This window comes from Colwellia sp. 5_MG-2023 (genome assembly GCF_030547795.1).
Taxonomy (GTDB): domain Bacteria; phylum Pseudomonadota; class Gammaproteobacteria; order Enterobacterales; family Alteromonadaceae; genus Colwellia.
On record NZ_JAUOPW010000004.1, the window covers coordinates 39,046 to 64,442 of the forward strand.

The 25,397-nt window shown below is 35.7% G+C and carries 21 protein-coding genes; 12 read left to right on the forward strand and 9 right to left on the reverse strand.

Features of this window, described 5'->3' with window-relative positions:
- Positions 1-195: 195 nt before the first annotated feature.
- From putA to Q4496_RS04850, 6 genes are all read left to right on the forward strand, one after another.
- Positions 196-4,062 (forward strand): bifunctional proline dehydrogenase/L-glutamate gamma-semialdehyde dehydrogenase PutA, encoded by a 3,867-nt coding sequence (gene putA, locus Q4496_RS04825; protein ID WP_215973104.1) that lies wholly within the window; start codon positions 196-198, stop codon positions 4,060-4,062.
- 122 nt (positions 4,063-4,184) lie between these two features.
- Positions 4,185-4,655 (forward strand): winged helix-turn-helix transcriptional regulator, encoded by a 471-nt coding sequence (locus Q4496_RS04830; protein ID WP_215973105.1) that lies wholly within the window; start codon positions 4,185-4,187, stop codon positions 4,653-4,655.
- Positions 4,656-4,689: 34 nt separating this feature from the next.
- Positions 4,690-5,532 carry an HDOD domain-containing protein gene (locus Q4496_RS04835; protein WP_215973106.1) on the forward strand — a complete coding sequence of 281 codons (843 nt, stop codon included), beginning with the start codon at positions 4,690-4,692 and terminating at the stop codon, positions 5,530-5,532.
- 165 nt (positions 5,533-5,697) lie between these two features.
- Positions 5,698-7,122 carry a sodium-dependent transporter gene (locus tag Q4496_RS04840; RefSeq protein WP_215973107.1) on the forward strand — a complete coding sequence of 475 codons (1,425 nt, stop codon included), beginning with the start codon at positions 5,698-5,700 and terminating at the stop codon, positions 7,120-7,122.
- Positions 7,123-7,243: 121 nt separating this feature from the next.
- Entirely contained in the window at positions 7,244-8,140 is an 897-nt protein-coding gene (locus Q4496_RS04845) for a class I SAM-dependent methyltransferase (protein WP_303601250.1), read from the forward strand.
- Between the two features lie 170 nt (positions 8,141-8,310).
- Positions 8,311-8,469 carry a DUF3012 domain-containing protein gene (locus tag Q4496_RS04850; protein WP_159817613.1) on the forward strand — a complete coding sequence of 53 codons (159 nt, stop codon included), beginning with the start codon at positions 8,311-8,313 and terminating at the stop codon, positions 8,467-8,469.
- Positions 8,470-8,518: 49 nt separating this feature from the next.
- Here the strand turns inward: Q4496_RS04850 and Q4496_RS04855 are convergent, their stop codons facing one another.
- Positions 8,519-9,409 (reverse strand): DNA ligase, encoded by an 891-nt coding sequence (locus Q4496_RS04855; protein ID WP_303610008.1) that lies wholly within the window; start codon positions 9,407-9,409, stop codon positions 8,519-8,521.
- Positions 9,410-9,517: 108 nt separating this feature from the next.
- Between Q4496_RS04855 and Q4496_RS04860 the strand changes: the two genes are divergently transcribed.
- Positions 9,518-10,045: a hypothetical protein gene (locus Q4496_RS04860; protein ID WP_303610009.1), complete on the forward strand. Its 528-nt coding sequence runs from the start codon at positions 9,518-9,520 to the stop codon at positions 10,043-10,045.
- 178 nt (positions 10,046-10,223) lie between these two features.
- Here the strand turns inward: Q4496_RS04860 and Q4496_RS04865 are convergent, their stop codons facing one another.
- Positions 10,224-10,967 carry a DUF3581 family protein gene (locus tag Q4496_RS04865; RefSeq protein ID WP_252727484.1) on the reverse strand — a complete coding sequence of 248 codons (744 nt, stop codon included), beginning with the start codon at positions 10,965-10,967 and terminating at the stop codon, positions 10,224-10,226.
- A 99-nt stretch (positions 10,968-11,066) separates the two neighbouring features.
- Positions 11,067-11,342, reverse strand: coding sequence for a GIY-YIG nuclease family protein (locus tag Q4496_RS04870; RefSeq protein ID WP_215973111.1), 276 nt, complete (start codon positions 11,340-11,342; stop codon positions 11,067-11,069).
- A gap of 43 nt (positions 11,343-11,385) precedes the next feature.
- Here Q4496_RS04870 and arfB point away from each other — a divergent pair, with 43 nt between their 5' ends.
- The 3 genes from arfB (at position 11,386) to Q4496_RS04885 (ending at position 13,662) form a co-directional block, all read left to right on the forward strand.
- The gene (gene arfB, locus Q4496_RS04875) at positions 11,386-11,799 is read left to right on the forward strand and encodes an alternative ribosome rescue aminoacyl-tRNA hydrolase ArfB (RefSeq protein WP_215973112.1); all 414 of its coding nucleotides are present in this window, start codon (positions 11,386-11,388) and stop codon (positions 11,797-11,799) included.
- 64 nt (positions 11,800-11,863) lie between these two features.
- Positions 11,864-12,715, forward strand: a complete 852-nt coding sequence (locus Q4496_RS04880) for a DUF2797 domain-containing protein (RefSeq protein WP_215973113.1) — start codon at positions 11,864-11,866, stop codon at positions 12,713-12,715.
- 101 nt (positions 12,716-12,816) lie between these two features.
- Positions 12,817-13,662: an HDOD domain-containing protein gene (locus Q4496_RS04885; RefSeq protein ID WP_215973114.1), complete on the forward strand. Its 846-nt coding sequence runs from the start codon at positions 12,817-12,819 to the stop codon at positions 13,660-13,662.
- 176 nt (positions 13,663-13,838) lie between these two features.
- Here the strand turns inward: Q4496_RS04885 and Q4496_RS04890 are convergent, their stop codons facing one another.
- Positions 13,839-14,045 (reverse strand): cold-shock protein, encoded by a 207-nt coding sequence (locus Q4496_RS04890; RefSeq protein WP_033092258.1) that lies wholly within the window; start codon positions 14,043-14,045, stop codon positions 13,839-13,841.
- Between the two features lie 713 nt (positions 14,046-14,758).
- Here Q4496_RS04890 and Q4496_RS04895 point away from each other — a divergent pair.
- Both Q4496_RS04895 and Q4496_RS04900 read left to right on the forward strand, forming a co-directional pair.
- Entirely contained in the window at positions 14,759-17,320 is a 2,562-nt protein-coding gene (locus Q4496_RS04895) for a TonB-dependent siderophore receptor (RefSeq protein WP_215973115.1), read from the forward strand.
- Positions 17,321-17,411: 91 nt separating this feature from the next.
- Entirely contained in the window at positions 17,412-18,878 is a 1,467-nt protein-coding gene (locus Q4496_RS04900) for a tetratricopeptide repeat-containing sulfotransferase family protein (RefSeq protein WP_303610010.1), read from the forward strand.
- A 125-nt stretch (positions 18,879-19,003) separates the two neighbouring features.
- Here the strand turns inward: Q4496_RS04900 and Q4496_RS04905 are convergent, their stop codons facing one another.
- From Q4496_RS04905 to surA, 5 genes are all read right to left on the reverse strand, one after another.
- Complete coding sequence (locus Q4496_RS04905; RefSeq protein ID WP_215973117.1) at positions 19,004-21,022, reverse strand: methyl-accepting chemotaxis protein; 2,019 nt, start codon at positions 21,020-21,022, stop codon at positions 19,004-19,006.
- A gap of 262 nt (positions 21,023-21,284) precedes the next feature.
- Positions 21,285-22,136 carry a symmetrical bis(5'-nucleosyl)-tetraphosphatase gene (locus Q4496_RS04910; protein ID WP_303610011.1) on the reverse strand — a complete coding sequence of 284 codons (852 nt, stop codon included), beginning with the start codon at positions 22,134-22,136 and terminating at the stop codon, positions 21,285-21,287.
- A gap of 21 nt (positions 22,137-22,157) precedes the next feature.
- On the reverse strand, positions 22,158-23,045 hold the full coding sequence (gene rsmA, locus Q4496_RS04915) for a 16S rRNA (adenine(1518)-N(6)/adenine(1519)-N(6))-dimethyltransferase RsmA (RefSeq protein WP_303610012.1): 888 nt from the start codon (positions 23,043-23,045) through the stop codon (positions 22,158-22,160).
- Between the two features lie 21 nt (positions 23,046-23,066).
- The gene (gene pdxA / locus Q4496_RS04920; protein WP_303610013.1) at positions 23,067-24,059 is read right to left on the reverse strand and encodes a 4-hydroxythreonine-4-phosphate dehydrogenase PdxA; all 993 of its coding nucleotides are present in this window, start codon (positions 24,057-24,059) and stop codon (positions 23,067-23,069) included.
- A gap of 2 nt (positions 24,060-24,061) precedes the next feature.
- On the reverse strand, positions 24,062-25,369 hold the full coding sequence (surA, locus tag Q4496_RS04925; RefSeq protein ID WP_215973121.1) for a peptidylprolyl isomerase SurA: 1,308 nt from the start codon (positions 25,367-25,369) through the stop codon (positions 24,062-24,064).
- Positions 25,370-25,397: the final 28 nt, after the last annotated feature.

The following is a 25,397-nucleotide window of genomic DNA, read 5'->3' on the forward strand; positions in this document are numbered from 1 at the left end:
TAAAGCTGAATAACATACAAAAGCCAGAATTTACGTGGAATATTCTACTGTAAATTCTGGCTTTTTCAGTATTATAAATGGCGTAATTTCGAAAATAACCAACACCTTCTGTTGTTTTACCATTAGAATGCGCCTCGAAATTTGTTTACTATAATCAAGACAGAAATACTCTGTTTGCTTTGTTGAGGTTCGCCAATGCTATTTACTGGTTCATTTAATACGGATTGTCCAATTCGTCAGAAAATTCGTGAGTTTTACCGCATAGATGAAAATGCTGCTGTTGACCATATTTTACCATTTGCAGAAGTAAATGTGAGTGCACGAAGCCGTGCTTGGGAACGTGCCCGTAAAATGGTGTTGCAGATTCGTCGAGACCAAGAAGGTAATGGTGCCATTGATGCACTATTAAATGAATACTCATTGTCTTCGGATGAAGGTGTTGTACTGATGTGTTTGGCAGAAGCGCTTTTACGTGTGCCTGATAAGCATACTCAAGACGCTTTGATACGTGATAAAATATCACAAGGTCAATGGAGTACCCATTTAGGTACAAGTGACTCTATTTTTGTTAATGCCTCTTCTTGGGGGTTATTAATCACTGGCTCTATGGTTGATTATGCAGATAAACGTAAACAAGATAAATTTGGTTTATTGAAAAAAACTATTGGCCGTTTAGGCGAGCCTGTAATTCGTAAATCAATGAATTATGCTATGAAAATTATGGGTAAGCAGTTCGTAATGGGAGAAACCATTAAAGAAGCGACTGTACGTGCTGCTACTAAAGAGCAGCAAGGTTATGTTTACTCTTATGACATGTTAGGCGAAGGTGCTCGTTCAATGGCTGATGCTGAGCGATATTTGAAGTCATATCAAGATGCTATTGAAGAAATTGGCAAAGTTGCACTTGCTTCAGGTAAAAATGATCCGCGCCGTGTTCCTGGTATTTCAGTAAAATTATCTGCTATTCACCCTCGTTATGAGTTTACTCATCAAGCGCGAGTAATGGATGAAATTGTACCTAAATTAAAGGCCTTATGCTTACAAGCGAAACACTATAATATTGGCTTAACTGTTGATGCCGAAGAGTCTGAGCGTTTAGATATATCACTTGATATTATCGAAGCGGTTTTTACAGATACAGATCTTGGTGATTGGCAAGGATTTGGTATTGCATTACAAGCTTATCAAAAACGTGCAATGTTTGTTGTTGATTGGTTAAGAGATCTTACACTTAAAACCAATCGTCGTATGATGGTTCGTTTAGTTAAAGGTGCTTATTGGGATACCGAGATTAAAAACGCTCAAAAAGATGGTATGGTTGATTTTCCTGTATTTACGCGTAAGTCTTCAACTGATGTTTCTTATCATGCTTGTGCGAATAAATTACTTGATTACCGCGATAGTATTTACCCGCAATTTGCCACACATAATGCTTACACAGCGGCAACTATTGTCGAGCTTGCTGGTGAAGATAAAAATGGTTTTGAATTCCAATGTTTACATGGCATGGGTGATTCTTTATATGATCAAATAGTATCTCAAGAAAGCATTCAATGCCGGATTTATGCACCTGTAGGGCATCATGAAGACTTATTGGCTTATTTAGTACGCCGTTTATTAGAAAATGGTGCTAACTCTTCTTTTGTGAATGCAATTGTTGATGAATCACAACCGGTAGAGTCTTTACTTGAAGATCCAGTTGAAAAAACACAACGCTTAAAAGATAGATACAACGGGCAAATCATGATGCCTATTGACCTTTATCGTAATGAAAATAAGAAAAAATTAAGCATTACAATTGACAGTCGCGATAATTCAAAAGGTCTTGATTTAACTGATATCCCGACTATTACTGATTTGAAATCAGCATTAGATAATTGGCTGGTTGATAATCTATTAAATAAGAATGATGTACCTGAAGGCGCCGAACCTGTTAGAAATCCAGCTAATCATAGTGAAATAATTGGCTTTCATTATCTTCATACCAAAGATGATATGTTAGCAATGATAGACCAGGCTGATCGTGCTTTTGTTACTTGGTCGAAAACACCGGTCAAAGAACGTGCCGACTTATTATGTCGTATCGCTGATATTTTAGAGCGACATATGGACGAATTGATTGCCTTATGTATCAAAGAAGCAGGTAAAGTTACACAAGATGGTATTGATGAAGTGCGTGAAGCCGTTGATTTTTGTCGATACTATGCTGCCCGTGCAATAGAACAAAGTGTTGATGAAAGGCTTGAACCTCGTGGTGTTGTATTATGTATTAGTCCTTGGAACTTTCCTCTCGCAATATTTTTAGGACAAGTTGCTGCAGCAATAGTGACGGGTAACACTGTATTGGCGAAATCTGCAGAACAAACAAGTCTTATTGCTTTACGAACTATTGAATTAATGCAATCAGTGGGATTACCTCAAGATGTTGTACAGGTTGTTTTAGCTCGAGGTAGTGATGTAGGCAGTATAATCGTGCCTGATGAAAGAGTTGCTGCCATTATGTTTACAGGCTCGACTGAAACAGGAACGCGAATTTCTCAAACATTAGCAGAACGAGGAGGCGACCAAGTTCCATTGATTGCTGAAACAGGTGGACAAAATTGCATGATAGTTGATTCTACTGCTTTACCAGAGCAAGTAGTTGATGACGTCATTTCATCTGGTTTTCAATCAGCAGGTCAACGTTGTTCAGCTTTAAGAGTACTATTTCTACAAGAAGATATTGCGGATGGTGTTATTACCATGCTTAAAGGTGCTCTAGCTGAACTGCATATTGGTAATCCAGCAAGGTTAAGCACGGATGTAGGCCCAGTTATTGATCAAAAAGCACTTGATGCACTTAATGCTCATAGTGATTACATGGAAAGTAATGGTACGCTTTTATATCAGTGTGAACTATTTGGTGGCGAGAACGGGCAAGATACTCAGCCTGAAGATGGTCACTTTTTCTTTGCTCCACGTTTGTATGAAATTAATGACATTAATGTTTTAACCAAAGAAGTTTTTGGTCCTTGTGTTCATATTATTCGCTTTAAAGGCGAAGAAATAGAAGACGTTATTGAAAAAATCAATAGTACAGGCTTTGGTTTGACTATGGGAATTCATACGCGTATAGAGCATAGAGCGATTGAGTTAGCCAAATTATCACGAGCAGGTAATGTTTATATTAACCGTAATATCATTGGTGCGATTGTAGGCGTACAACCTTTTGGTGGACGAGGTCTGTCAGGCACAGGTCCTAAAGCAGGTGGACCTAATTACCTTTCGCGTTTAGTAGTTGAAAAAGCAACACCAGATGAAGAGAAAGTTCATTTATTACCTGCACAAGCACTGGCTTTAACTGGTGATAAAAAAGAGCAAAGCCAAGCTGATGATTATATGGGTATAGCTGATGATGCACAAAAGAAATGGCGCTTAACAGATTTAAATACACGTATTTCGCATGTTAGACAATTACTGGCAAAAATTGCCCATGTTGAAATTGTGGATGACTTAGCTGAGAACTTAAATCGCACCTTAGCAGCAGCGCGTGATCAGTTAATCAATATTGAAAAACGTATGAAAAAACCCCAAGAGTTACCAGGGCCTACAGGTGAATCTAATATCATTTACTTAGAAAACCGTGGAAATCTTATTTGTTTTGCAGACGATAATGTAAGTTTTCATTTTTGGGTTATGTCTGTTGTAACAGCATTAGCAACCGGTAATACGGTAATATCAGTGGTGTCTGATTTGTATTATGAAGAAGCATTAGCTTTTAGAGATAAATTTATTTCTACTGGGGCAGATGTTGGTATTTTACAAGTTGCCAAATTGCATCATCTAGAAGCTATGCTAGCTCATGATGCGCTTGCTGGTGTTGTAGTCGACAGTAGTTGTGACTTAAAACATTACATGAGTGAAAAGCTTTCTCAACGCAAAGGAGCAATTTTACCTGTGATTACTTCAGAGTATTTTGATAACTTAATTCAACGTTTATTAACTGAAAAAACCATTAGTATAGATACTACCGCGTCAGGGGGTAATACATCATTAATGACTTTAGTTGAAGAAGATGACTAACAACAGCTAAAATATTGATATTTTAAGAGGCGAAACTCAATGGTTTCGCCTTTTTTATTTCTTATCCATTGAATATATGGCATTATTTATTTTACTCACTAGAAATTGTGGTACTTTGGATAATGACCAAAATAAAGCCCCTAGATCGTGTCGATATAGCAATCCTAAAAACACTTCAGATAGATGGTCGAATTACTAATGTTGAGTTAGCTAAAAAAGTTAATTTAAGTGCTAGTCCGTGTTTAGATCGTGTTAAACGCCTAGAAGACGGTGGCTATATAAAACGTTATGGCGCATTTCTAAGTGCTCAAAAACTTGGTTATGGTATGACAGCTTTTATACAAGTGACCTTAGATAGAACAACTGCAGATGTTTTTAAGCTGTTCAAAAAAGAAGTGGTCAAAATTGAAGAAATTGTTGAATGTCATTTAGTTGCGGGTGGCTATGATTACTTATTGAAGACACGATTTTCTGACATGGAAAGTTATCGTTTGATTTTAGAAAAAGTTGCGGGTTTACCGTCAATATCACAAACGCATACCTATATGGTTACAGAACATATTAAAGAGGATAGTGGTGTACCATTTAAGTAACTCACTATCAAGATTGATTTAAAAAAGGGTTACTATGAACGCATATGAATATGCACTTCAAGCAAATGGTTCTTTTGCTTTGCCTGATGCCTGTTTTAAAGTAAAAGCATTGATGGAAGATGAAAATTCAGTTATCACTGATTTTGCAGATATTATCAGTATTGATCCATCGATGACCTCTAGATTATTACAATTAGCTAATAGTGCTATTTATAATTTTCCTGGAGAAATCAGTACAATTTCACGGGCGATTACGATTATTGGTACACAAGCCGTATATAATATGATGTTGGTAGACTTAGCCGGCTCTGCTTTTAAACATTTCGAAAACCAAGCCATTAATTTAAAACGGTTTTGGCGTATGAGTATTTATTGTGGTTTGGTTACCAGAGGCTTAGCAATTAAGGCTGGTGTAAAAGATATTGAGCGTTTATTTGTTGCTGGCCTTTTACAGAATTTTGGTGAATTATTAGTTGCTAAAATTACCCCTGAAGTCGCACAAGACTGTGAGCAATATAATCGTGACAATTTACCTTGGGTATTACAAGAAGAAGCACTTGGTTATACTTATACTGATATTTCAGCTGTATTACTTAAAATTTGGCAGTTACCAGAAAAAATTATTATTCCCATTCGTCACTTTCATCAAGCACAAAGTAATCAAATTAATAATGATGTTAAAATTTTAAATTTGGCATCAAGACTCGCTTTATTTGATAGTCATAGTGATCTATTTGAAATTGATGAATTGATCGATCAGTCTTTATGTGAAAGCTTAAAACTCACTAGAGCTGATATTGAACAAGTGGTTGAAATAGCGTCAAAAGATGCGGAGAGTATTTTAATAGTAATGAACCCTAAGCTGTTTTCTAGGTAAGGTGACAAAGGTTGTTTGCATAGAATAGTGGATAAATTACTATACACTTATTGATATTGTATGCTGAGCTTAAAAGAGACAAAGGCAAGAAAGCTTGCTAGCATCGAATGGTTTTAAAAATTAAAATAAGAATATAAAAAGTATAAAAATAAGTGAAGGACGTTTATGAGTACATCTAGAGAACATTTTAGTTCCCGTATTGGCTTTATTCTTGCTGCGGCAGGTTCTGCTGTAGGTATTGGGAATTTAGTTGGCTTTCCTGTGAATGCAGCTAAAAATGGCGGAGGAGCATTTTTAATTTTGTATGCGCTATTCGTTTTTTTAATTTGTTTGCCTGTCATGATTGCCGAAATGGCTGTCGGTAGAAAAACAGCAAAAGAGCCTGTAGGTGCATATAAGTCTTTAAGTAATAATAGTAGTCTTTGGGGGGCTGCAGGCTTTCTAGGTGTTCTAACACCTTTTATGATTGCCGTATTTTATATGGTGATTACAGTATGGATATTTGGCTATATTGTGATGACAATATCAGGTAATTTAGATTACTTAGCAAGTGGTAATGGGTTTGGTGAGTTTATTAATAGCCCATACTTATTTGCTGCTATGGCTGCAGTGGTGGCTATTGTAAACTTTATTTTGGTAGCAGGTGTTAAGGATGGTATTGAAAGAGCGGCTAAAATATTAATGCCTACCTTGTTCTTTATGCTCATCATGATGGTTATTTTTGTCTTAACATTAGATAATGCAATAGCTGGTATCAAATTCTTCTTGATTCCTGATATTAGTAAAATTACTCCTAGTGTTGTGAATGGTGCCTTATCACAAGCATTTTTTTCGCTATCATTAGGCATGGGTATTTTAATTACTTATGGTTCGTATATTGATAATAAAACCAACATTCCTAACTCAGCAAAGTTAGTGGCAATTACTGACACAGGGGTAGCCTTCGTCGCTGGCTTAATGATTTTACCAGCAGTTTTTTCGTTTAATCCTAATGTAAACCCTAGCGAACTAAGTGACAGTTCTGTTTCTTTAATATTTACCTTCTTACCTAAAATATTTTTAGCATTACAAACCTCAATTGGTTATGTTGGGGCAAGCTCTGTTGCGGCATTCTTTTTTCTATTAGTTTTCTTTGCCGCCATTACTTCATTAGTGTCTATTATCGAAGTTCCGGTTTCTTATTTAGTGACAGAAAAAAACAATAGTCGTAAAAAAGCCTTGTCTATTTTATTAATGACAGCAGGAGTATTAACTGTTTTTGCTACGGTATCATTTGGTATGGTTACTTTCTTTACCGAATTTACTTCTTATGCAGGGGGCACTAAGTCATTCTTTGATATTGTGTATGATGTTTTTTATGACACAATATTACCGCTTAATGGCTTCTTACTGTGTGTATTTGTTAGCTACCGCTGGAAGGCAAAGAATTTATCTGAGCATTTAAGTATTGGTAACGATACATATATTGGTTCTTGGGTGGAAAAATATATCAACTTTTCATTAGGAACCTTTATCCCTGCTATTGTCTTGATTATATTTATTAACACCGTAGCACAGAAGTTTTTTAGTGTAAGCCTATTTGGTTTTTAACTTAACGCTTCTACTTAAAATCTTTACAAAGTAACACATCATTAATCTTTGAGCCGAGCAGTGGCATTATTGCTCGGCTTTATTCTTTAAAAAACACTCTAAATTTATTAAGCTATTTCATATGATTGAACACATAAATCCAATTGACTTTACTGATTGTCAGCGCCTTTTTCATGGTCGTGGGCATGCTTACGAAAACTTGTCGCATGTAAATGTTGATTGGTTATCTCCTGTTATGCTGATAACACTATATGAGCCTGTTGATGAGTTGTGGCTACTAACACAAGCCAAAGCATTACAAGCATTAACGGATAAGTGTCGAAGTGTGCAAGTACAGCGTCGATATGAAAAATTTGCGCCAACACAGCTCTTATTAGGTGAAACGGTTGATAGGACTATTGTTACTGAAAATGGTCTTTCTTATCACATTGAACTTGGCAAAGCACAAAATAGTGGTTTGTTTTTAGATATGGCTAATGGTCGTTCTTGGGTTTACCAACAAGCTGCAGGTAAAAATGTGCTCAACTTATTTGCATATACTTGTGCTTTTTCTGTAGCAGCAACCGCAGGTGGTGCAAGTAAAGTTGTCAATATTGATTTAAGTAAGTCGTCATTAAGTAAGGGACGAGAAAATCATCAACTAAATAAGCTGGCAAAAAAAGAGGGTAAACAAGTTGTTTTTGAAGGTGTTGATATTTTTAAATCAAATAGTCGCATCAAAAAGTATGGAAAATATGACCTATTAATTTGTGATCCACCATCATTTCAAAAAGGTAGTGTTAATATTGAGCGTGATTATGCAAAGATTATTCGTAGAATTCCACAATGGATGAATGAAGGTGCTCAGTTATTATTATGTTTAAATTCTCCCGATCTGGATGAAGACTTTTTAAAAAAAGAGGTGGCAGAGGCATGTCCTGAATGTATCTTCGAACAGCGTATAATGAATCCTACTGTTTTTAAAGAAGCTCATGCAGGTAAAGGGCTCAAGGTACTATTATTTTCATATCAGCCATAAGCGGTCGATAAATAATCTCGGTATGAAGTGCTGATTTAATTTGTTGATTATTTCTACACAGAGAATTATTTGACAGGTTTAATGTTAATTTGTTGTAAACAAGTGTTGCAAGATATTTCGAATGACGTTATGTTTACTTCTTTATATATAAATTAAATGTGGATATTCAAATGAAAAAAGTTATCGGTTTATTATCAGTTGTTTTCTTACTTAGTGCTTGTTCTCCTAAAGTAGGAAGTGAAGATTGGTGTGCAGACATGAAAGAAAAAGATAAAGGCAGCTGGACAGCAACAGAAACTAAAGATTTTGCAAAACACTGTATCTTTTAAAGTCATTCAGTATATTATTGAAAATAATTAGCTGCAATTTAGCAGCTAATTATTTTTTCTCCATTAATTCCTCTTCTACTTCTGTATTTCTTATACGAAAATATCTCGCAAATCTTGGTATTCCTGCTTGAGTTTTACCATTATATTTATAGGTGATTGTACTGCCTATTTCAGGCGGATTAGCCCGCTCATCATCGCTAAATCCAGAGCCAATATTAAATGTTATACCCGTCGTTGTTTGTACTGTTATGGCACCTAACATTCCTTGATATTTACCTTTACCACCAATATAAGCTATAACTCTTGCTTCAGCATGCTGATCTTTTTTAAGTTTCATTATGTTATTTGTTCTACCAACATGATAATAAGCATTGCCCTTATGCAACATCAAGCCTTCTCCTTGGTTAGATATAATATTATTGAGGGTCTTATCAAGTTGCTGATTACTAGATAGTTTGAATTGTTTAATCATCTCTAAGTGTGCTGATGATGCCGTATTTGTTATGGTTTTCATCGCTTTTATACGTTCAGTAAATGTACCTGTATGTTTTGGAAGATCAAAAATCATAAAACGCACATTATGCCAACAAGCTTCATCAATCTTAATCTTTCTCACACAGGATACAGTTGTTTGAAATTGATCTCTACCCAACCATAACTCACCATCCATAGGTGTTATGGGCCAGTTTTTAGTAAACCATGTTGGGCTATGTATAATATTACCTTGGCGTGTGAGTAACTGTTGTCCATCCCAGTAACCTCGCATACCATCTAATTTTTCAGAAACCCAATATTGGTTGATATCTTCTACTACTTTGTAGCGGGTTGCATGTTGAATTTCAGGCTTGAAATGTTTGGATTGGTAAGCATAAGCAGGGATAAATAATAGTAAATTGAAAAATAAGTATATTAAAAATTTTGTGATTGTCAGCTGTAGCATTGTGAACGTCCATGTTTTCTTATTTATGTTATTTATTTAATCATAGTCTAAAATATAGACTATGATTAAATAAATAACTACTCGACAATATTCAAGGAATGAATGTTTATGCGTCAATTTAAGTTTGTATTAATAGTTAGTCTTATTTGGAGTTTTTCACCTAATTTATTAGCAAAAAAGCATTGTGCTCCCTTATTAGAAAAGCTTCATCATGTGCAATCGTTACAACGCAATGGCTATTCAGTTCAAGAAGGAATAAGGTTACGAAAGCGTGAAGATGCAGCTAGAGAGCGTTGGTGGCAATGTGAAAAAGGTAGTCGTAAGAAAAAAACTAAGAAAATAAAGAAACCAACGAAGCACAAAAATAGTAATTTGAGTAAGGCGTTAAATAATGTCAATGGAGTAAAAAATAAAGACGTTAACGTAGTAACACCTTTTCAAAGTAGCGAGGCAATAGTGATAAAATCAAAATATCAAGGAGATAAACAGCAAGCATGGCTTAAATACTACCAGCAGCCAGAAGGCTGTATAAAGCCTAAAAATTTATCTGTTTTTGCGGCCTGTATTGAAGATAAACAAGCGCAACGGGGAATTTTGAGCAGCACTATAAAACTCAATAACTTGATAAAAATATAATTACCACTCATCGGGAAGCTTGTTATTGTCGTCCGAATTTAATTTCGCGGTATATTCGGGGATAGAGTAAGCGAAAAAAAAACAAGTAAGCAGAACAAAGCCAAACGAGTTCAGAGCATTATAAACAAAATGATTACAGTCGTATCGGCTTTGGATTGTTGGTAACTAATCGTGACTATTAACTTTTATAGCAGTAGCTTTTTTTATTCTCGGTGTATTGAGCAACCATTTCATCAATACTTGTTTGACAATATTCACGTAAGCCACTTAGTAACATATGTTTTTTACCATGACCAACTACTTCACCTTCGCTGATCAAATCAAACTCTAACCAAGCATCGCCACGTTTTGCTTCAATAGTTAAACTGGTTTGAGCAAGCTGTAACGAAAGGCTAGTAATATCGAGTCGGTTCAGGCTTATTTTCATGCATTGATACATAACCATTGGACGAGCGGGGTTAATCATGACATTTTTTTCTGCCATTAATTTTACTAAAATATCAGGAAAAGTATCACCGGAAAAATCAACATAGGCTTTTGTTAATGCATTAATAAGTGATGGACAGTGAGTTACCTCGCCACTAGCCTCAACCGTTAAATAGGTTTTACCTTGGTTATCAACGACATCAAAAAAATTATTTATTTCGTTAGGGAAAGTTAGTGCAATATTGTCATTTACCATTCCTGAAAAATTAAAGCTCATTTCTTTATGTAACCCTGCTTTCGCAATGATCACTGAAAATAATAAATCACCAGGAACGCAAAAACGTTTCGCATCAATATTATGCAGCGGATTAAAATCATCAGCTACTTGCTTAGCAAAGTCACTCGCTTGTTGGCGAGTAAAACTAATAATTTCATTATCAATAGGACAGTATTCTTCAATAAACATAGCTTTTTTCGGTAGTTCTTTTTTAGACATGGTAATCACTTGATTTACAAAAAACGAGGCATTCTAACAGTAATTAATAAGTTTTATCGAAAAAAAAGAAGGAATAATAACTAAGCAGACCTCTGTGATTCATTTGATTGTATCAAGGTAAGTGCTAACTAATCGTTCCTTTTGGTCCTTGGTTAGCTTTTTAAGTTGATATTCTCGCTTACTTGCCGAGCTTTTATTTTCCGATTTTTCAATAAATACAAGTGTTACAGGACGTTTTGCCCTAGTATATTTAGCACCAAGCTTGGTATAATTATGTTCATGCAGACGACGCTCTATATCAGTCGTGATACCTGCATATAAGCTATTATCATTACAACGCAAGAAATATACAAACCAAGTTTGTGCTGTGCTCATGAAAATTAATTATAAAATTGATATAAACCTATGGTAAATAAAAGTGTTAGAGATATCAAATAATGTAAGTTTAGCCGATTGGGAAATAGAATTAAGTGCTATTCGTTCAATGGGCAATGGTGGGCAACGAGTAAATAAAGTTGCTACTGCTATTCACTTACGTTTTGATATTAATAGGTCATCATTACCTGCTGTTTATAAAGAACGGTTATTAGCGAGTAAAGATAGTCGTATTTCTAAAGATGGCGTGATTATTATTAAAGCTCAATCTTTCCGCACACAAGAAATGAATAAAGAAGATGCGTTTAAGCGTTTAAAGGAATTAGTTACTGGTGCGATGATAGTACAAAAAAAACGACGCCCAACTAAACCCACAAAAGGCTCTGTTCAACGAAGGTTGACGACTAAAGCCAATAAAAAAACAGTTAAACAGACACGTCAAAAAGTTAAATTTTGAAGTCTCTTACTATAAGAGCACTTTGATAAAAGTCCTGTATAAAAAATAATATAAGAGAGTAAAAATGCCCATTTCAGCAATAGGTGCAGTGGAAAAGATGACTGCAAAACTTGATAGTAATAATATTGTTCAATATAAGCTTCCTTTGGCAGCTATCGATGAGAATGGAGAGCAACAAAGTATTGCCTTGAATCCGCTTATTGGCAGAAAATTAACGTTAGTTTTTCATAGTACAATAGCTTGTAAAAATTGTGGTACAACAACTAAAAAAAGTTACTCACAAGGTTTTTGTTATCCTTGTATGACCAAGCTTGCTCAATGTGATATGTGTATTATGAAACCTGAAACTTGTCATTACCATTTAGGGACTTGTCGAGAGCCAGAGTGGGCAGAGCAGCATTGTATGGTCGATCATTATGTTTATTTATCAAATACCTCAGGTTTAAAAGTAGGTATTACACGTCATACACAAATACCAACGCGGTGGATTGATCAGGGGGCAACACAAGCATTACCTCTGTTTAAAGTGAGAACACGTTTACAGTCAGGGCTTATTGAAACGGCATTATCTGAATTAGTCAGTGATAAAACTAATTGGCGTGCTATGCTCAAAGGTAGTAATGAACCGATTGACTTGAAAGCTCAGGCTAAAGTGTTAATACCACAGATAGCTGATCGCTTGTCTGAAATCAAACTTAAATATGGTGAAGATGCTGTACAGTTATTAAATGAAGAGGTGGTAGATATTGTGTTCCCTGTTAGCCAGTACTTAACGAAAATTAGTTCTTTTAATTTTGACAAAACCTCAACGGTATCAGGGATATTATTAGGTATTAAAGGGCAGTATCTAATCTTTGAAGAAGGCGTGATCAATATGCGTAAGTTTTCATCGTATCAAATAAGTGCTGAATATTGATTTATTACTGATTTTTTGCAATATGTGTTAAATTCTAACTTAGACTTTATTTATAAAAAATAAATAAAACCATACAAATAAATTTGACTGGAAAAGCTTTTATGACAGTTACTGAATATGTTAATCAAATGGATAAAATTTTTGTTTTGTCTGATTCATTTATTCGTATCAAAGAGTTAATTGATGATGAGTCTTCAACTATAGATGATATCAGTGATGTGATTATTATTGATCCTGCATTAACAGGAACAATTTTAAAACTTGCTAACAGTGCACTTTTTAATTATCCAGGAAAAATAGATACTATATCTAAAGCGGTGTTAGTTTTAGGGATAACTGAAGTTTATAATCTCGTGATAACACATTTTACAACAAAAGCATGTCAGTCTATGAGTAACGATGCCGCTTATTTAGATAACTTTTGGGAAGAAAGTATTGATTGTGCTTTACTCATTAAATTTCTAGGATGTAGTTTAAATATTCCTAATGGCGAACGATTATTTATATTAGGTATGTTACATAATTTGGGAGAGTTGATTGTTAAGCGAATTTCCCCTGATAAAGTGCTGCAGTGCGAAAGTATTGATAGTGGTAAGTTACCATGGGATAACCAACGTGACATTTTAGGCTTTACTTATGGAGAGTGCGGGGCCGAACTGTTAAAACAGTGGCAGCTACCTTATAATATTGTTTCGCCTATTCGTAATCAAGACCAGGCAGACTTTAATCTGATTAATACTGAGACCCAATTACTTTATATTTCGAAACGAATTATGGTTCATCAAAAGTTATTGAAATTACATAACCAAAATGAAATTGTTAATGAATTAGACTTACCATCATTTGGTATCGATGATGATATGCTATGTATGGCACTTGGTTATTGTGATTTAGAACGTTTGAGTATTTTATCGGTGTTAAGCCCATCTTCAGTGACTATTTATTAAAGGTAGTTGATAGGTTATATTACCCCGACGAAGTGCATGAACTTGTTGTATGTAGGAAAATAAATCAGAGTAAAGCTAATCTTTGCCATTAAAATATAGTTTATACAAACTTTAGGCATAAAAAAAGCGAGTTATCTTTGAGATACTCGCTTTTTTTGTGACTTTAATTTAAAAAATTAAAGTGCAACAATGTTCTCAGCTTGAGGGCCTTTTTGACCATCAGTAACTGTGAATTCAACTTTTTGACCTTCAGCTAAAGTTTTGAAACCTTCGCCAACGATTGCGTTGAAGTGAGCGAAAACGTCAGGACCATTTTCTTGCTCGATGAAACCGAAACCTTTAGCTTCGTTAAACCATTTTACTGTACCAGTAGTTGTAGACATAAGGATATCCTATTTGTTTATTTATGAGTAATTGAGCCTAATCAGCATGTATTATACAAAACTGAAAAAGCGGGTTTGCTAAAAAGTGTTGCTATTACTTATAAAACAGGACGAGAAATATCTATCAAGCAGAAATTTACAGCGAAATGGTGTACAAAAATATAAAACTAACTTCAAGCGACCTTAATTATAAAGCCGTAGCGATTCTTGTCAATACTTATGTTGCAATACAGGGATAAGTATTGATCATTAATTGCCTGTTTAATGATGATTTAATGTATACAGTGTAACAAAAGTGTTAATTTTCTGTGTTTTTATATATCATTTTTGTATATGTATGGTGACTTTTATTGCTTTTTAGTTTTAAAAAAATAACAATAATCAATTAGTGTACTTTGCTCTTTTATTTGTAATGTATTGTTTTTTATATTCATTGTTGCTCTATTAACGTGCGTTGTGTTACTAGGGATAGAGAAGGTGATAGTAGATTTTATAATGGATTAATTTTCATACCTTGTAAGTATTGAAACACTACATTATAAATAGGTAGTGATTAGTATTATTTGTACTGATTCATGCGGCACATGAAAAATTCAATGCGCTGTACTATAAAAAAAATATAAAAAATATAAAAAATATAAGAATTAGTACTCTACTTTTGAGTTTAAAAGTAAGTAACTAATTTAAAAATAATAATTTTAGAAGGAAGTATCATGTCAACAAAATTTAGAGCCACTACATTAGCTTTAGCTGTAGGTGTAGCATTAGGCACAGCACCCTCGTATGCAGCGGAAGAAGCTGAGTCAGTAAAAGAAGAAAAAGTAGAGCGTATTGCTGTTGTTGGTTCACGTGGCGCACCGCGATCTGTAAATGATTCACCCGTACCTATTGATATTATCGGTGGTGATGAATTAGCGAAAGGTGGTAATACAGATATGCTTGAATTATTGAAAGGAAGTGTTCCTTCTTTAAATGTTCATAGCAACCCTATCTCAGATGCAGCAAGTTTAGTAAAACCAGCTAACCTGCGCGGATTATCTTCAGACAGCACCTTAATTTTAGTCAATGGTAAGCGTCGTCATCGTGCTTCTGTTATCGCTTTACTTGGTGGTGGCATAAATGATGGTGCCCAGGGGCCTGATATTTCAGTTATTCCTAGCTCTGCATTAAAGCAAGTGGAAGTTTTACGTGACGGTGCTGCGGCTCAATATGGTAGTGATGCTATCGCCGGCGTAATGAACTTTGTTTTAAAGGATGACTCAGACGGTGGAAATTTAACGGTAAGAGCCGGCTCTTATTATGAAGGTGATGGTGATACGCTTGAAGTATCAGGTAACATTGGTATGGAGCTGACCAAAGATGGCTTCATTAATGCTAGTTTCCAATATAAAAATTCTGATGCTACAAGCCGAAGTGTGCAGCGTACAGATGCTGCTGCTTTTGATGCTGTTGGTGTTGAAGGTATAGAAGATCCTGCTCAGATTTGGGGATCGCCGAAAATTGAAGATGACTACACTATTTTTATCAATTCAGGTTTAGATTTAGGTGATAATAAAGAAGCTTACATGTTTGGTAACTTCTCTGAGCGTGATGTACGTGGCGGTTTTTACTATCGTAATCCTCATACTCGCGGTGGCGTCTATAGTAATGGCGACACTGATGAGGACGGAAATCCAAATTTATTAATTGCTGACTTGGATGGTATCGGTGTTGGTGGAAGCTGTAGCCCTGTCAACATAACGACAGATAATGTATTAACTCAAGATGACTACATTAATAATGTAGTCAATGATGATAACTGTTTTAGTTTCAATGAAATGCTGCCGGGTGGTTTCACTCCAAACTTTGGCGGTAACATTGTTGACACCTCATTAACTATGGGGACACGTGGTGAATTAGACAATGGCGTTATGTATGATGTGAGTGGCTCTGTTGGTATGAATGAGTCCAGCTATGTCATTTATGATACGTTAAATGCTTCTTTGGGTCCTGAAACGGGGAGAGATTTTAGTCCGGGTAAGCATAGGCAATTAGAAAAAACATTTAATCTTGATTTTAATAAAGAGCTAGAACTTGATTCCATCAACTATTTAATGGTTGCGGCTGGGTATGAGTGGCATGCGGAATCTTTTGAAGTAACCGCTGGAGACGTAGATTCATATATTGCAGGGCCATATACAGATCAAGGCTTCGGTATTGGTTCTAATGGTTTTCCTGGTTTTAAGCCGGAGTCTGCAGGTGTTTTTTCACGTCAAAACTATGCATTTTATGTTGATGTTGAAGCAGAAATCACAGAAGATTTATTGTTAGGTGCAGCACTTCGTTATGAGGATTATAGTAGTTTTGGTGATGATACAAATTATAAGATCACCGCTCAATATAACGTAACTGAAGATTTTTCATTACGTGGCTCAATAAGTACGGGCTTCCGTGCCCCAACGGTTGGCCAAGCAAACTATTCAAATGTACAAACATCGTTAGATGGCGGGGTATTATCGGATTCTGCATTACTACCTGCTACTAACCCTGTTGCACAACAATTAGGTGCTACTGAGTTAACACCAGAAGAATCTGAAAGTTATACTTTAGGTGCTGTTTGGAATATTGGAGAGGTATTTATTACACTTGACTATTACAACATTCAAGTTGAAGATCGTATATCTCAGTCGGATAAATATAGTCTAACGGAAGATGATAAAGCAGCATTAAAATTAGCGGGTGTAGCAAATGTAGATTCAATTCAACAAGTAAGTTTCTTTACTAATGATTTTGATACTACTACGCAAGGTATTGATTTAATAGCAAACTACTCGACAGCATTATTTGAGGGTGATTCAGTGTTTAGTTTCGCCTATAACTATAATGAAACGGAAGTTGATAGTTATAGCGAAGTTACCGGAGACTTTAAAGTATCTCGTTTAGAAAATGATTTACCTAACCATAGAGCTACATTGACCTGGTCACAAAGCTATGATGACTTTAGCTTCTTTGTACGTGGTAATTACTACGGTGAATATCAAGGTGTTCATGTAGATTACGATGCGACAATTGGTGATGGTGATGCGGCTTTATTATTTGATGCTGAAGCAAGCTATTTTATAAATGACGCGTTTACTGTTTCTGTTGGTGCGCAAAACATCTTTGATGAACAAGCAACTAAAATCAACCGTCAAGATGGTGGTGATGATAGAGCATGGGGTGGTGTTTATTATGAAACATCTCCTTTTGGATTCAATGGTGGTTACTATTATGTAAAAGCGACATATAACTTCTAATGTCTTTACATTAAATGTTATCTGCCAAAGCCCCAGCAATTGCTGGGGTTTTTATTAGCCTTAAGTTAATAAAGAGAATAAAGCACAAACTATGAGTTTAATTGTTCAAGCTAATTTGCTATTGAAACAGAATAAAATCAAACAAGCTGAGTCCTTATATCGGCAGTTACTAACACAAAACCCTAATAATATTGATGCATTATGGGGATTGGGTAAAGTTGCCTTAGCGCTCGATAGTTATCAGCCTAGTTATGATATTTTCAAACGATGTGTGCAGTTAGTGGCTAATGCCTCACCTTTGTGGCTATCATTAGCTCAATCTTGTCAAAAGCTGCAGCGTTTTGAAGAGGCGGAACAAGCATTATTAACAGCTTATGAGATTAAAAAAGATAGTATAACGACGTTATTATCCTTAGCTATTTTTTATTGTCAGTCGAATCAGTTGGTTAAAGCGAAAAAATATCTCGATGTACTCTTTTCTATAGCACCTAATAATATTCGAGCATTTTGTTTAAAAGTTCGAATAAATGTACAAGTTATACTTGATGATCATGCACAAAATTTTTTAGATAAATTGGCAGATAAAACCAATGATTTAACCCAGAAAGAGCAGGTGTTACTTCATTATGCCTTTGCACAGTTATATCAACAATCGTCTAATTATAAACAAGCGTTTTACCATTTTACTCAAGCCAATAAATTACAAGCGTTACAAGTATCATTCTCGGTTGACGATATGGAAAACTACTTCTCGCAATTAATGAAGGTTTTTTCATCTACTTTTATAAATAAAATAAAACAAGAACAAGCGGTGAATTTATCACAAATAAAGAAACCTCTATTAACGCCAATTTTTATTGTTGGTCAGCCACGTTCAGGATCTACTCTGTTAGAGCAAATGTTAATTAGTCATACTGATATTAACTCTGCCGGTGAATTACCTTTTTTAGCTGGAGATATTGCTCAGGGAGTTTGGCAACTAACTAAACAAGAGTTTCCTCATGGGTGTGCACATTTAACTGTGAAGCAGCGTGAGTCATTAGCTCATCATTATTTAACTAATATGCAAGCCTTGGCACCCAAAGCTAAATTTATTATTGATAAAATGCCTGCAAACTATCAATCTATCGGGTTGATTAAAATGCTTTTTCCATATGCGAAAGTTATTCATATTTCTCGTGCAGTGAAAGATGTTAGTTGGTCCATATTCACTAATCATTTTGATGCACCCGAGCCTTATTTCTGTTCATTGTCTGAAATAGTTCTGTACCATAAAAACTATCAGCAAGTGATGTCTCATTGGCAGCAGGTGTTGCCAGAGTTTATTTATAATATAAGTTATGAAAGTCTTGTCGCATCTCCTAAAGAATCGCTGACCAAGCTTTTGGGCTTTTGCTCATTAAGTTATCAAGAAGAGTGCTTAAGCTTTGAACACAAATCGCGTCATATTGATACGCTGAGTGATATACAATTACGTAATGGTTTAAAGAATAATATAGCTAAGGCGTGGTTACCTTACCAAAAATACCTTCCTGCTTGTTTTAATGAATTGTGTTAATTTCTGAGTGCCATTGGCGAAGAAGATGAGCATTGATATGTTAGTTGAGCACGTTTGTGCAGCATTTTAAAATAAAAAAGCCTGCATTATTTCCACAATGCAGGCTTTTTACTAATAAGCTTTGTTTATAATTTAAATTCTTGTACTGATTGTTGTAATTCTTCCGAAAGACGTGCAACTTCACTACTTGAGGCGGCTGTTTGTTGTGAGCCTGCAGTCGTTTGTTCAGCAATAGCAACGATTGACTCAAGGTTTTCACTGATTTCATGTGCAACAACATTTTGCTCTTCTGCAGCTGTCGCTATTTGTGAACTACGATCATAAGCCTCATGTACCGCATGCGTAATTGTTTCTAGTGCTCGATCCGCTTCTTTAGATTGCGTTACACAATCACTCGCTTTAGCTTTACCTGTATCCATAACAGATACTGCTTTTTCTGCACCTGACTGCAAAGATTCAATCATAGTGTGAATTTCTGCAGTAGACTCTTGTGTTCTACTCGCAAGCGTTCTAACTTCATCAGCAACAACAGCAAAGCCTCGACCATGCTCACCGGCACGTGCAGCTTCAATAGCCGCATTTAAAGCAAGTAAGTTAGTTTGGTCGGCAATGGCACGAATTACATCTAATATACCGCCAATAGAAGCGCTATCTTGTTGTAATTGGTTAATTACATGCGCAGCAGAGTCAACTTCTGTCGCCAGTTGTTCAATGGTTTCACGATTACGACCAGAAATTGTTTTGACTCGCTCTGCTTCATCATCGGCATGCTTAATTTCGTTAAGGGCATCATTAGCGCTAGATAAAACACTTTTAGCGGTGCTGCTCATTTCTGTGGTTGCTGTTGCGGCTTGTTCTACTTGGTTACGTTGCTCTTCTATTGCAACGGTACTTTCTGCTGTTACTGTTGATGTTTCTTCAGCTGCGGCAGCAAGTTGTGCTGAGCGGTTTACAATACCTTCGATAAGACTACGTAAACTATCAATAAGTACATTACAGTTTTTTGCTAAGAGCGCAAATTCGTCTTTACCTGTTTCATCTAGTTTTCGTGAAAGATCACCAGAAGATACTATATTTAGCATGTCATTTACACGACTTAGTGGGCGAGTAATACTTAGTAAGGTAAAGCGTGCGATAACAAAAGCAATGATTATTGACACTATTGCAATAATAATAGTTTGTTTATTACCACTCTCTACCGAGCTTTTAACTAATTTCCCTGAGGCTAGGGTTGCTTGATTTGCTAGTTCTACTTGCGTATCTAAAATCTTATTTGCGTGAATCGTGTCTTGCTCTAAAGCTGCTAACATGGCTTTGGCTTCGTGATTTGCAGTTAACTGAGATTTTTTATGAAATATAGTGCCTGCATCGGAGGAGAGTAATTCTTCTAGCTCACTAAAAGCATCTGATAACTCTTCTGCAATACTCTCCATATTGTTCATTGTTAACTCAGCTATAATTTCGTTTACTGAAGATTGAGCCCCTTCTAAACTAAACGAAATTTCACTTTCTATTAGGTCAGCAGTACTGTCTGAATTAATATCTCGATACTCTAAAGATGAAGATACAATAGCATTGAATTGATTTTCTAATTGTTCGCTTAAACTAATAGCGCGTTGTAATTTAGTTTCAGCTAACCGGTGGTCAGCTAAGTCAAGTAATAATGTGACAGCATCATCAGCTTTGTCTTCTAAGTCACTGACTTTTTCTTTTAATAACATGCTTTGTTCAATAGAAATTTTACGATTGCTGAAAACTGAAAGAGCATTTTTTTCAAGACTGCTAAATACCTGGGATACTTGATTTAAATTTCCCATTAACTCATTTTCATTTTGCACTAATGCTTCTAATTGTTTAAATTCTGGCATGAATTGCGCATTTATCGCTCTATAGCGATTTAAGTTCTCTGCTAATAAATCAAGATCTGTTTGATAAAAACCTCTTAGTGTAGAGCTTTCCATTTTTTCTAATGCTAAAGCAAGTTTATTACTTCCTTTTAAGGTAGGAATAGCTAATTGGTTTTGTTGTTGAGTAGAGTCGCTAATCGTATTCAAGTTAAGTAAGGAAATTACGCTGGTTAAAATCAGTAGAATTGAAATGATGGTAAAACCACCAATTATTTTCATTGCTACAGTTAAATTCATATATACCACCAATTAGTTTGAATAAAATCATTAGTTAAAGATTAGGAAGCTCTCTATCTAACAATGATTATGTTGTATTATTTCACTTCATTATTTTGAGTTAATGTTAAATTAGTACGGCTTCGGTATAAACTTTTAAGCAGAGCATTTTGTTTATAGAGACCGTAATTCTTGCTCATTTTTAAAAGGCATATTGATAATAAGCATCATCAATTAATTCAGTATATCAAGGTATTAAACTTTTTCACCCCTAAAATGAGTTTTATTTAGCTGATTTTAGGTGAGATTGCTCTATAAAGGTTTTTTTATCGTGCCAACGTAGCATTGTTAAATGTTTTCCCCAAACACAACCCGTATCTAATGCATAAACATTAGGTACTGAGCAGTTGCCCATAAGTGCAGCCCAATGGCCAAAAACCCAAGTGCTTTTTTTTATTGTTGGTGATATTTCGTACCAAGGTAATAAAGTTTCTTGTTTTTTTTCAGTCGAGTCAAGTTTTGAAGTGAGTGTTGCTGGTGCCGATTTATTATGAAATTCTAATCGCTTATCGGGATAGCAGTACCGCATTCGGGTAAATGAATTTATAGTATAGCGAAATTTTTCTTCTGCTGTTTTTGCCTGTTGCCAATCATCAGGCTGCTCACCATACATAGCAGACAGCCAGTAATTTCTTGTGACAGCACTAAGTTTCATTTGAGCTAAATTTGCTTGTGTTATTGCTTGCTGTAAGTTCCACTGAGGAGAAATGCCAGCGTGGCTCATATAAGCATTATCATTACCAATTTGTTGTAGCAGTGGTTGTTGGGCTAGCCAGTTCATTAAATCATCAACATCATCAGCAGCGAGTAATGAAGTAAGTTTATCTTGTTCTTTTACTTTCTTAATACCAGCATATACGGCAAGCAGGTGTAGATCATGGTTACCCAGTACTACTTTTGCAGAATGTTTAAGTGACTTGACAAAACGAAGGGTTGCTAAAGAATCTGGGCCTCTAGCAACAAGGTCACCCGCTAAATAGAGTTGGTCAACTTCTTGATTAAAAGCAACTTTCTTTAATAGTGCCTTAAGTTCACTATAACATCCTTGAATGTCGCCAACTAAGTAAATTGCCATTTAACGGGTTCTCTTTAATAATTAAACTTGTTGATTCTCTCTATTTATTGCACGCCTAGACTGTTTTTTATTAGTTTTTTCAATCTCTTTCTCGGGAGGATTGTCCACAATGAAGTTAGCAAGCATAATAAAGTCATCTAGTGTTAAATTCTCAGGACGAAGATTAGCGTCAATATTAAGGCTATCTAACTGTTCAACGCTAATTAATTTTTTAAAGCCGTTACGTATGGTTTTTCTACGCTGGTTAAAGGCTGCTAAACATACAGTGTTAAGTGCCGTGATGTCTTTAACAGGATTTTTTATGGTTTTGTGTGGTATTAAACGCACAATAGCAGAGTCCACTTTAGGTGCAGGCTTAAAAGCCTCAGGACCTATTTCCATCACAGGAATAACTTGGCATTGATATTGTGTCATAATTGATAAACGGCCATACGCCTTACTATGAGGCTCTGCCGCCATACGCTCGACCACTTCTTTTTGTAGCATGAAGTGCATATCTTTAACCTTATCTTTAAAGGTTAAAAGATGAAAGATTAATGGCGTAGAGATATTGTAGGGCAGGTTACCAAAAATCCGTAATGGGTTTTCTATTCCACTTTCACTTTGTGCTAACTGTGCAAAATCAAAATTTAATGCATCAGTTTCATATATGGTTAAATGCGGTGCTAAGAAAGGATGATGGCGTAATCGATGCGCAAGATCTCTATCTAATTCTACTACAGATAATTTTTTGGCTCGCTCAACTACAGGCTCTGTTAGTGCGCCAAGCCCTGGACCAATTTCAATTAAATTCTCACCCGGCTCAGGGTTAATTGCATCAATTATGTCGCTGATTACGGCGTCGTTATGAAGAAAATTTTGACCAAAGCGCTTTTTAGCTTGATGACCTAAGTGGGTTTTACTGTTCATAAATATTCTCTAGTTGTCAGGCTATCCAGCACGGCTTGCTACTTCGACTAAATGAATAGCCGTTTTCATTGCTTCCATCATACTACCGGCATCAGCATCGCCTGTACCTGCAAGCTCAAGTGCGGTACCGTGATCAACAGAAGTACGAATAAAAGGTAAACCTAACGTTATATTCACCGATGAGCCAAAACCTTTGTACTTTAATACAGGTAAGCCTTGATCATGGTACATGGTTAAAATGGCATCAGCATCATTTAGGTATTTTTCATGGAAAATAGTATCAGCGGGTAAAGGCCCAATAATATTCATACCTTCCTCTCTAAGCTCAGCAAAAGCAGGCTCCATTACGTCAATTTCTTCACGCCCTAAATGTCCGTCTTCACCTGCATGAGGGTTTATACCACAGGCATAGATTTTTGGTGATGCGATACCAAATTTACTTTTTAAATCTTGATGAAGAATACGAGTTACTTTCTGCAAACGTTCAAATGTGATTGCTTTAGATACATAGGCTAAAGGAATATGTGTTGTTACTAAAGCGACACGTAGACCCTCAGTTGCCAGCATCATTACCACGTCAGTACAATTAGCTTGGTTGGCAAAGTACTCTGTGTGGCCACTAAAAGGTACGCCAGCTTTATTAATCAAGCCTTTGTGGACAGGGCCGGTAACAATAGCATCAAATTCACCTGATATGTTTTTCTCGCTTGCTATCCTTAAAGTCTCGACAACATAAGCACCATTTTCTGTATCAAGAGTACCTGCAATTGCAGGAGCTCCTAAGGGGATATCTACAATAGTTAAGGTACTTTTAGCTTGAGGTGCTGCTTTTGCGTTAGCATCATAATCAATCAGTGTAATAGGTAAATTAAGCTGTTTAGCACGTTGTTCCATTAATGCTTTCGACGCAATAACAACAACTTGTGTAGGCCAAGGTTGCTGAGCAATTTTAAGCACTAAATCAGGACCAATACCAGCAGGTTCACCGGGTGTAATAGCAATGCGTTTAGTCATGCTTATTTATCCTGTTCAAAAATTTCAATGTAAGCTTCATCGCGAGTTTCTTTCATCCAACGCGCTTCTTCAAGGGCAAATTTACGACTATGAAGAATTTGATAGGCTCGGTTTTGATTCATTTGTGAAGTAGCATCAACCATACGACGATCATTTAATTGAATAATATGCCAACCAAATGAAGAGCGAAATGGTTTGTGGTATTCACCAGGTTGCATAGTAGCGAGTGCTTCTTTAAATGCAGGGTCATAGCTTTTTGGATCAGCCCAACCTAGATCACCGCCACGAACTGAGGTTGGCCCCTCAGAAAATTCTTTAGCTGCTTCAGCAAAGGTTTGTTCACCCGCTTTAATTTTATCTAGTATTGCTTGAAGTTGTGCTTCTGCTTTTTCTTCACTTAAAATAATAGATGGTTTTATTAATATATGGCTAGCTTTAACTTCTTCAACTTCTACTATTTGACGACCACGAATATCAAGTATTTTAACAATACTAAAACCTAAACCTGTACGAATAGGGCCCACAACTGTGCCTTTATCTTTTCCTGCGATTAATTCAGAAAAAAGTGTTGGCATTTCATTAATGTTTTTCCAACCTAAATCACCACCGGCGAGGGCATTAGCACCACCTGATGAAGCAATAGCAATTTTTTTGAAATCAGAGCCATTGTTTAGTAATTCAATTACTTTATCGGCACGTTCTTTATTTGAATTCAACTCTGCCTGAGTTGGATCAGAAGGGAATTCTATTAATATATGTCCAAGATTATATTCAACATCATTGGTGGTTTGCTCTTTCATTAATTCTAATAAGTTAGCAACTTCTTGCGGAGCTATATGAATACGACGTTGCACACTATTACGACGGACTTCACCAGAAATTAATTCAGTACGAACGCTTTCACGATATTTTTCATAGTCAGTACCATCATTAATAAGCGATTGACGAAATTGAGATAAGGTAAGTTTATTTTCCATCGCCATATTTGTGATTGTTTGATCTAATTGAGCATCACTGACTTGTACGCCCATACGTTCACCAATTTGTAAGGTTAAGCTATCATTGATTAGCTTATCCATCACTTGTGTGCGTAACGCATTGTTTGATGGGAGTGCTTGATTATTTTTTATTGCCTGCTGTTTAATATTCTCTAATAAACTTTGTACTTCAGATTCAAGTACAACACTACTGTTAACAATAGCAGCAACTTTGTCTAGTTGTTTTTCTTCGGCTTGTGCTATTGGTAAACTAGAATGAAGAACAGTGGTTAATATTAACGTTTTAAGTAAAAAAGTAGCTAAATTTTTCATGAATTATTACATCTTGGTTATGGTGCAT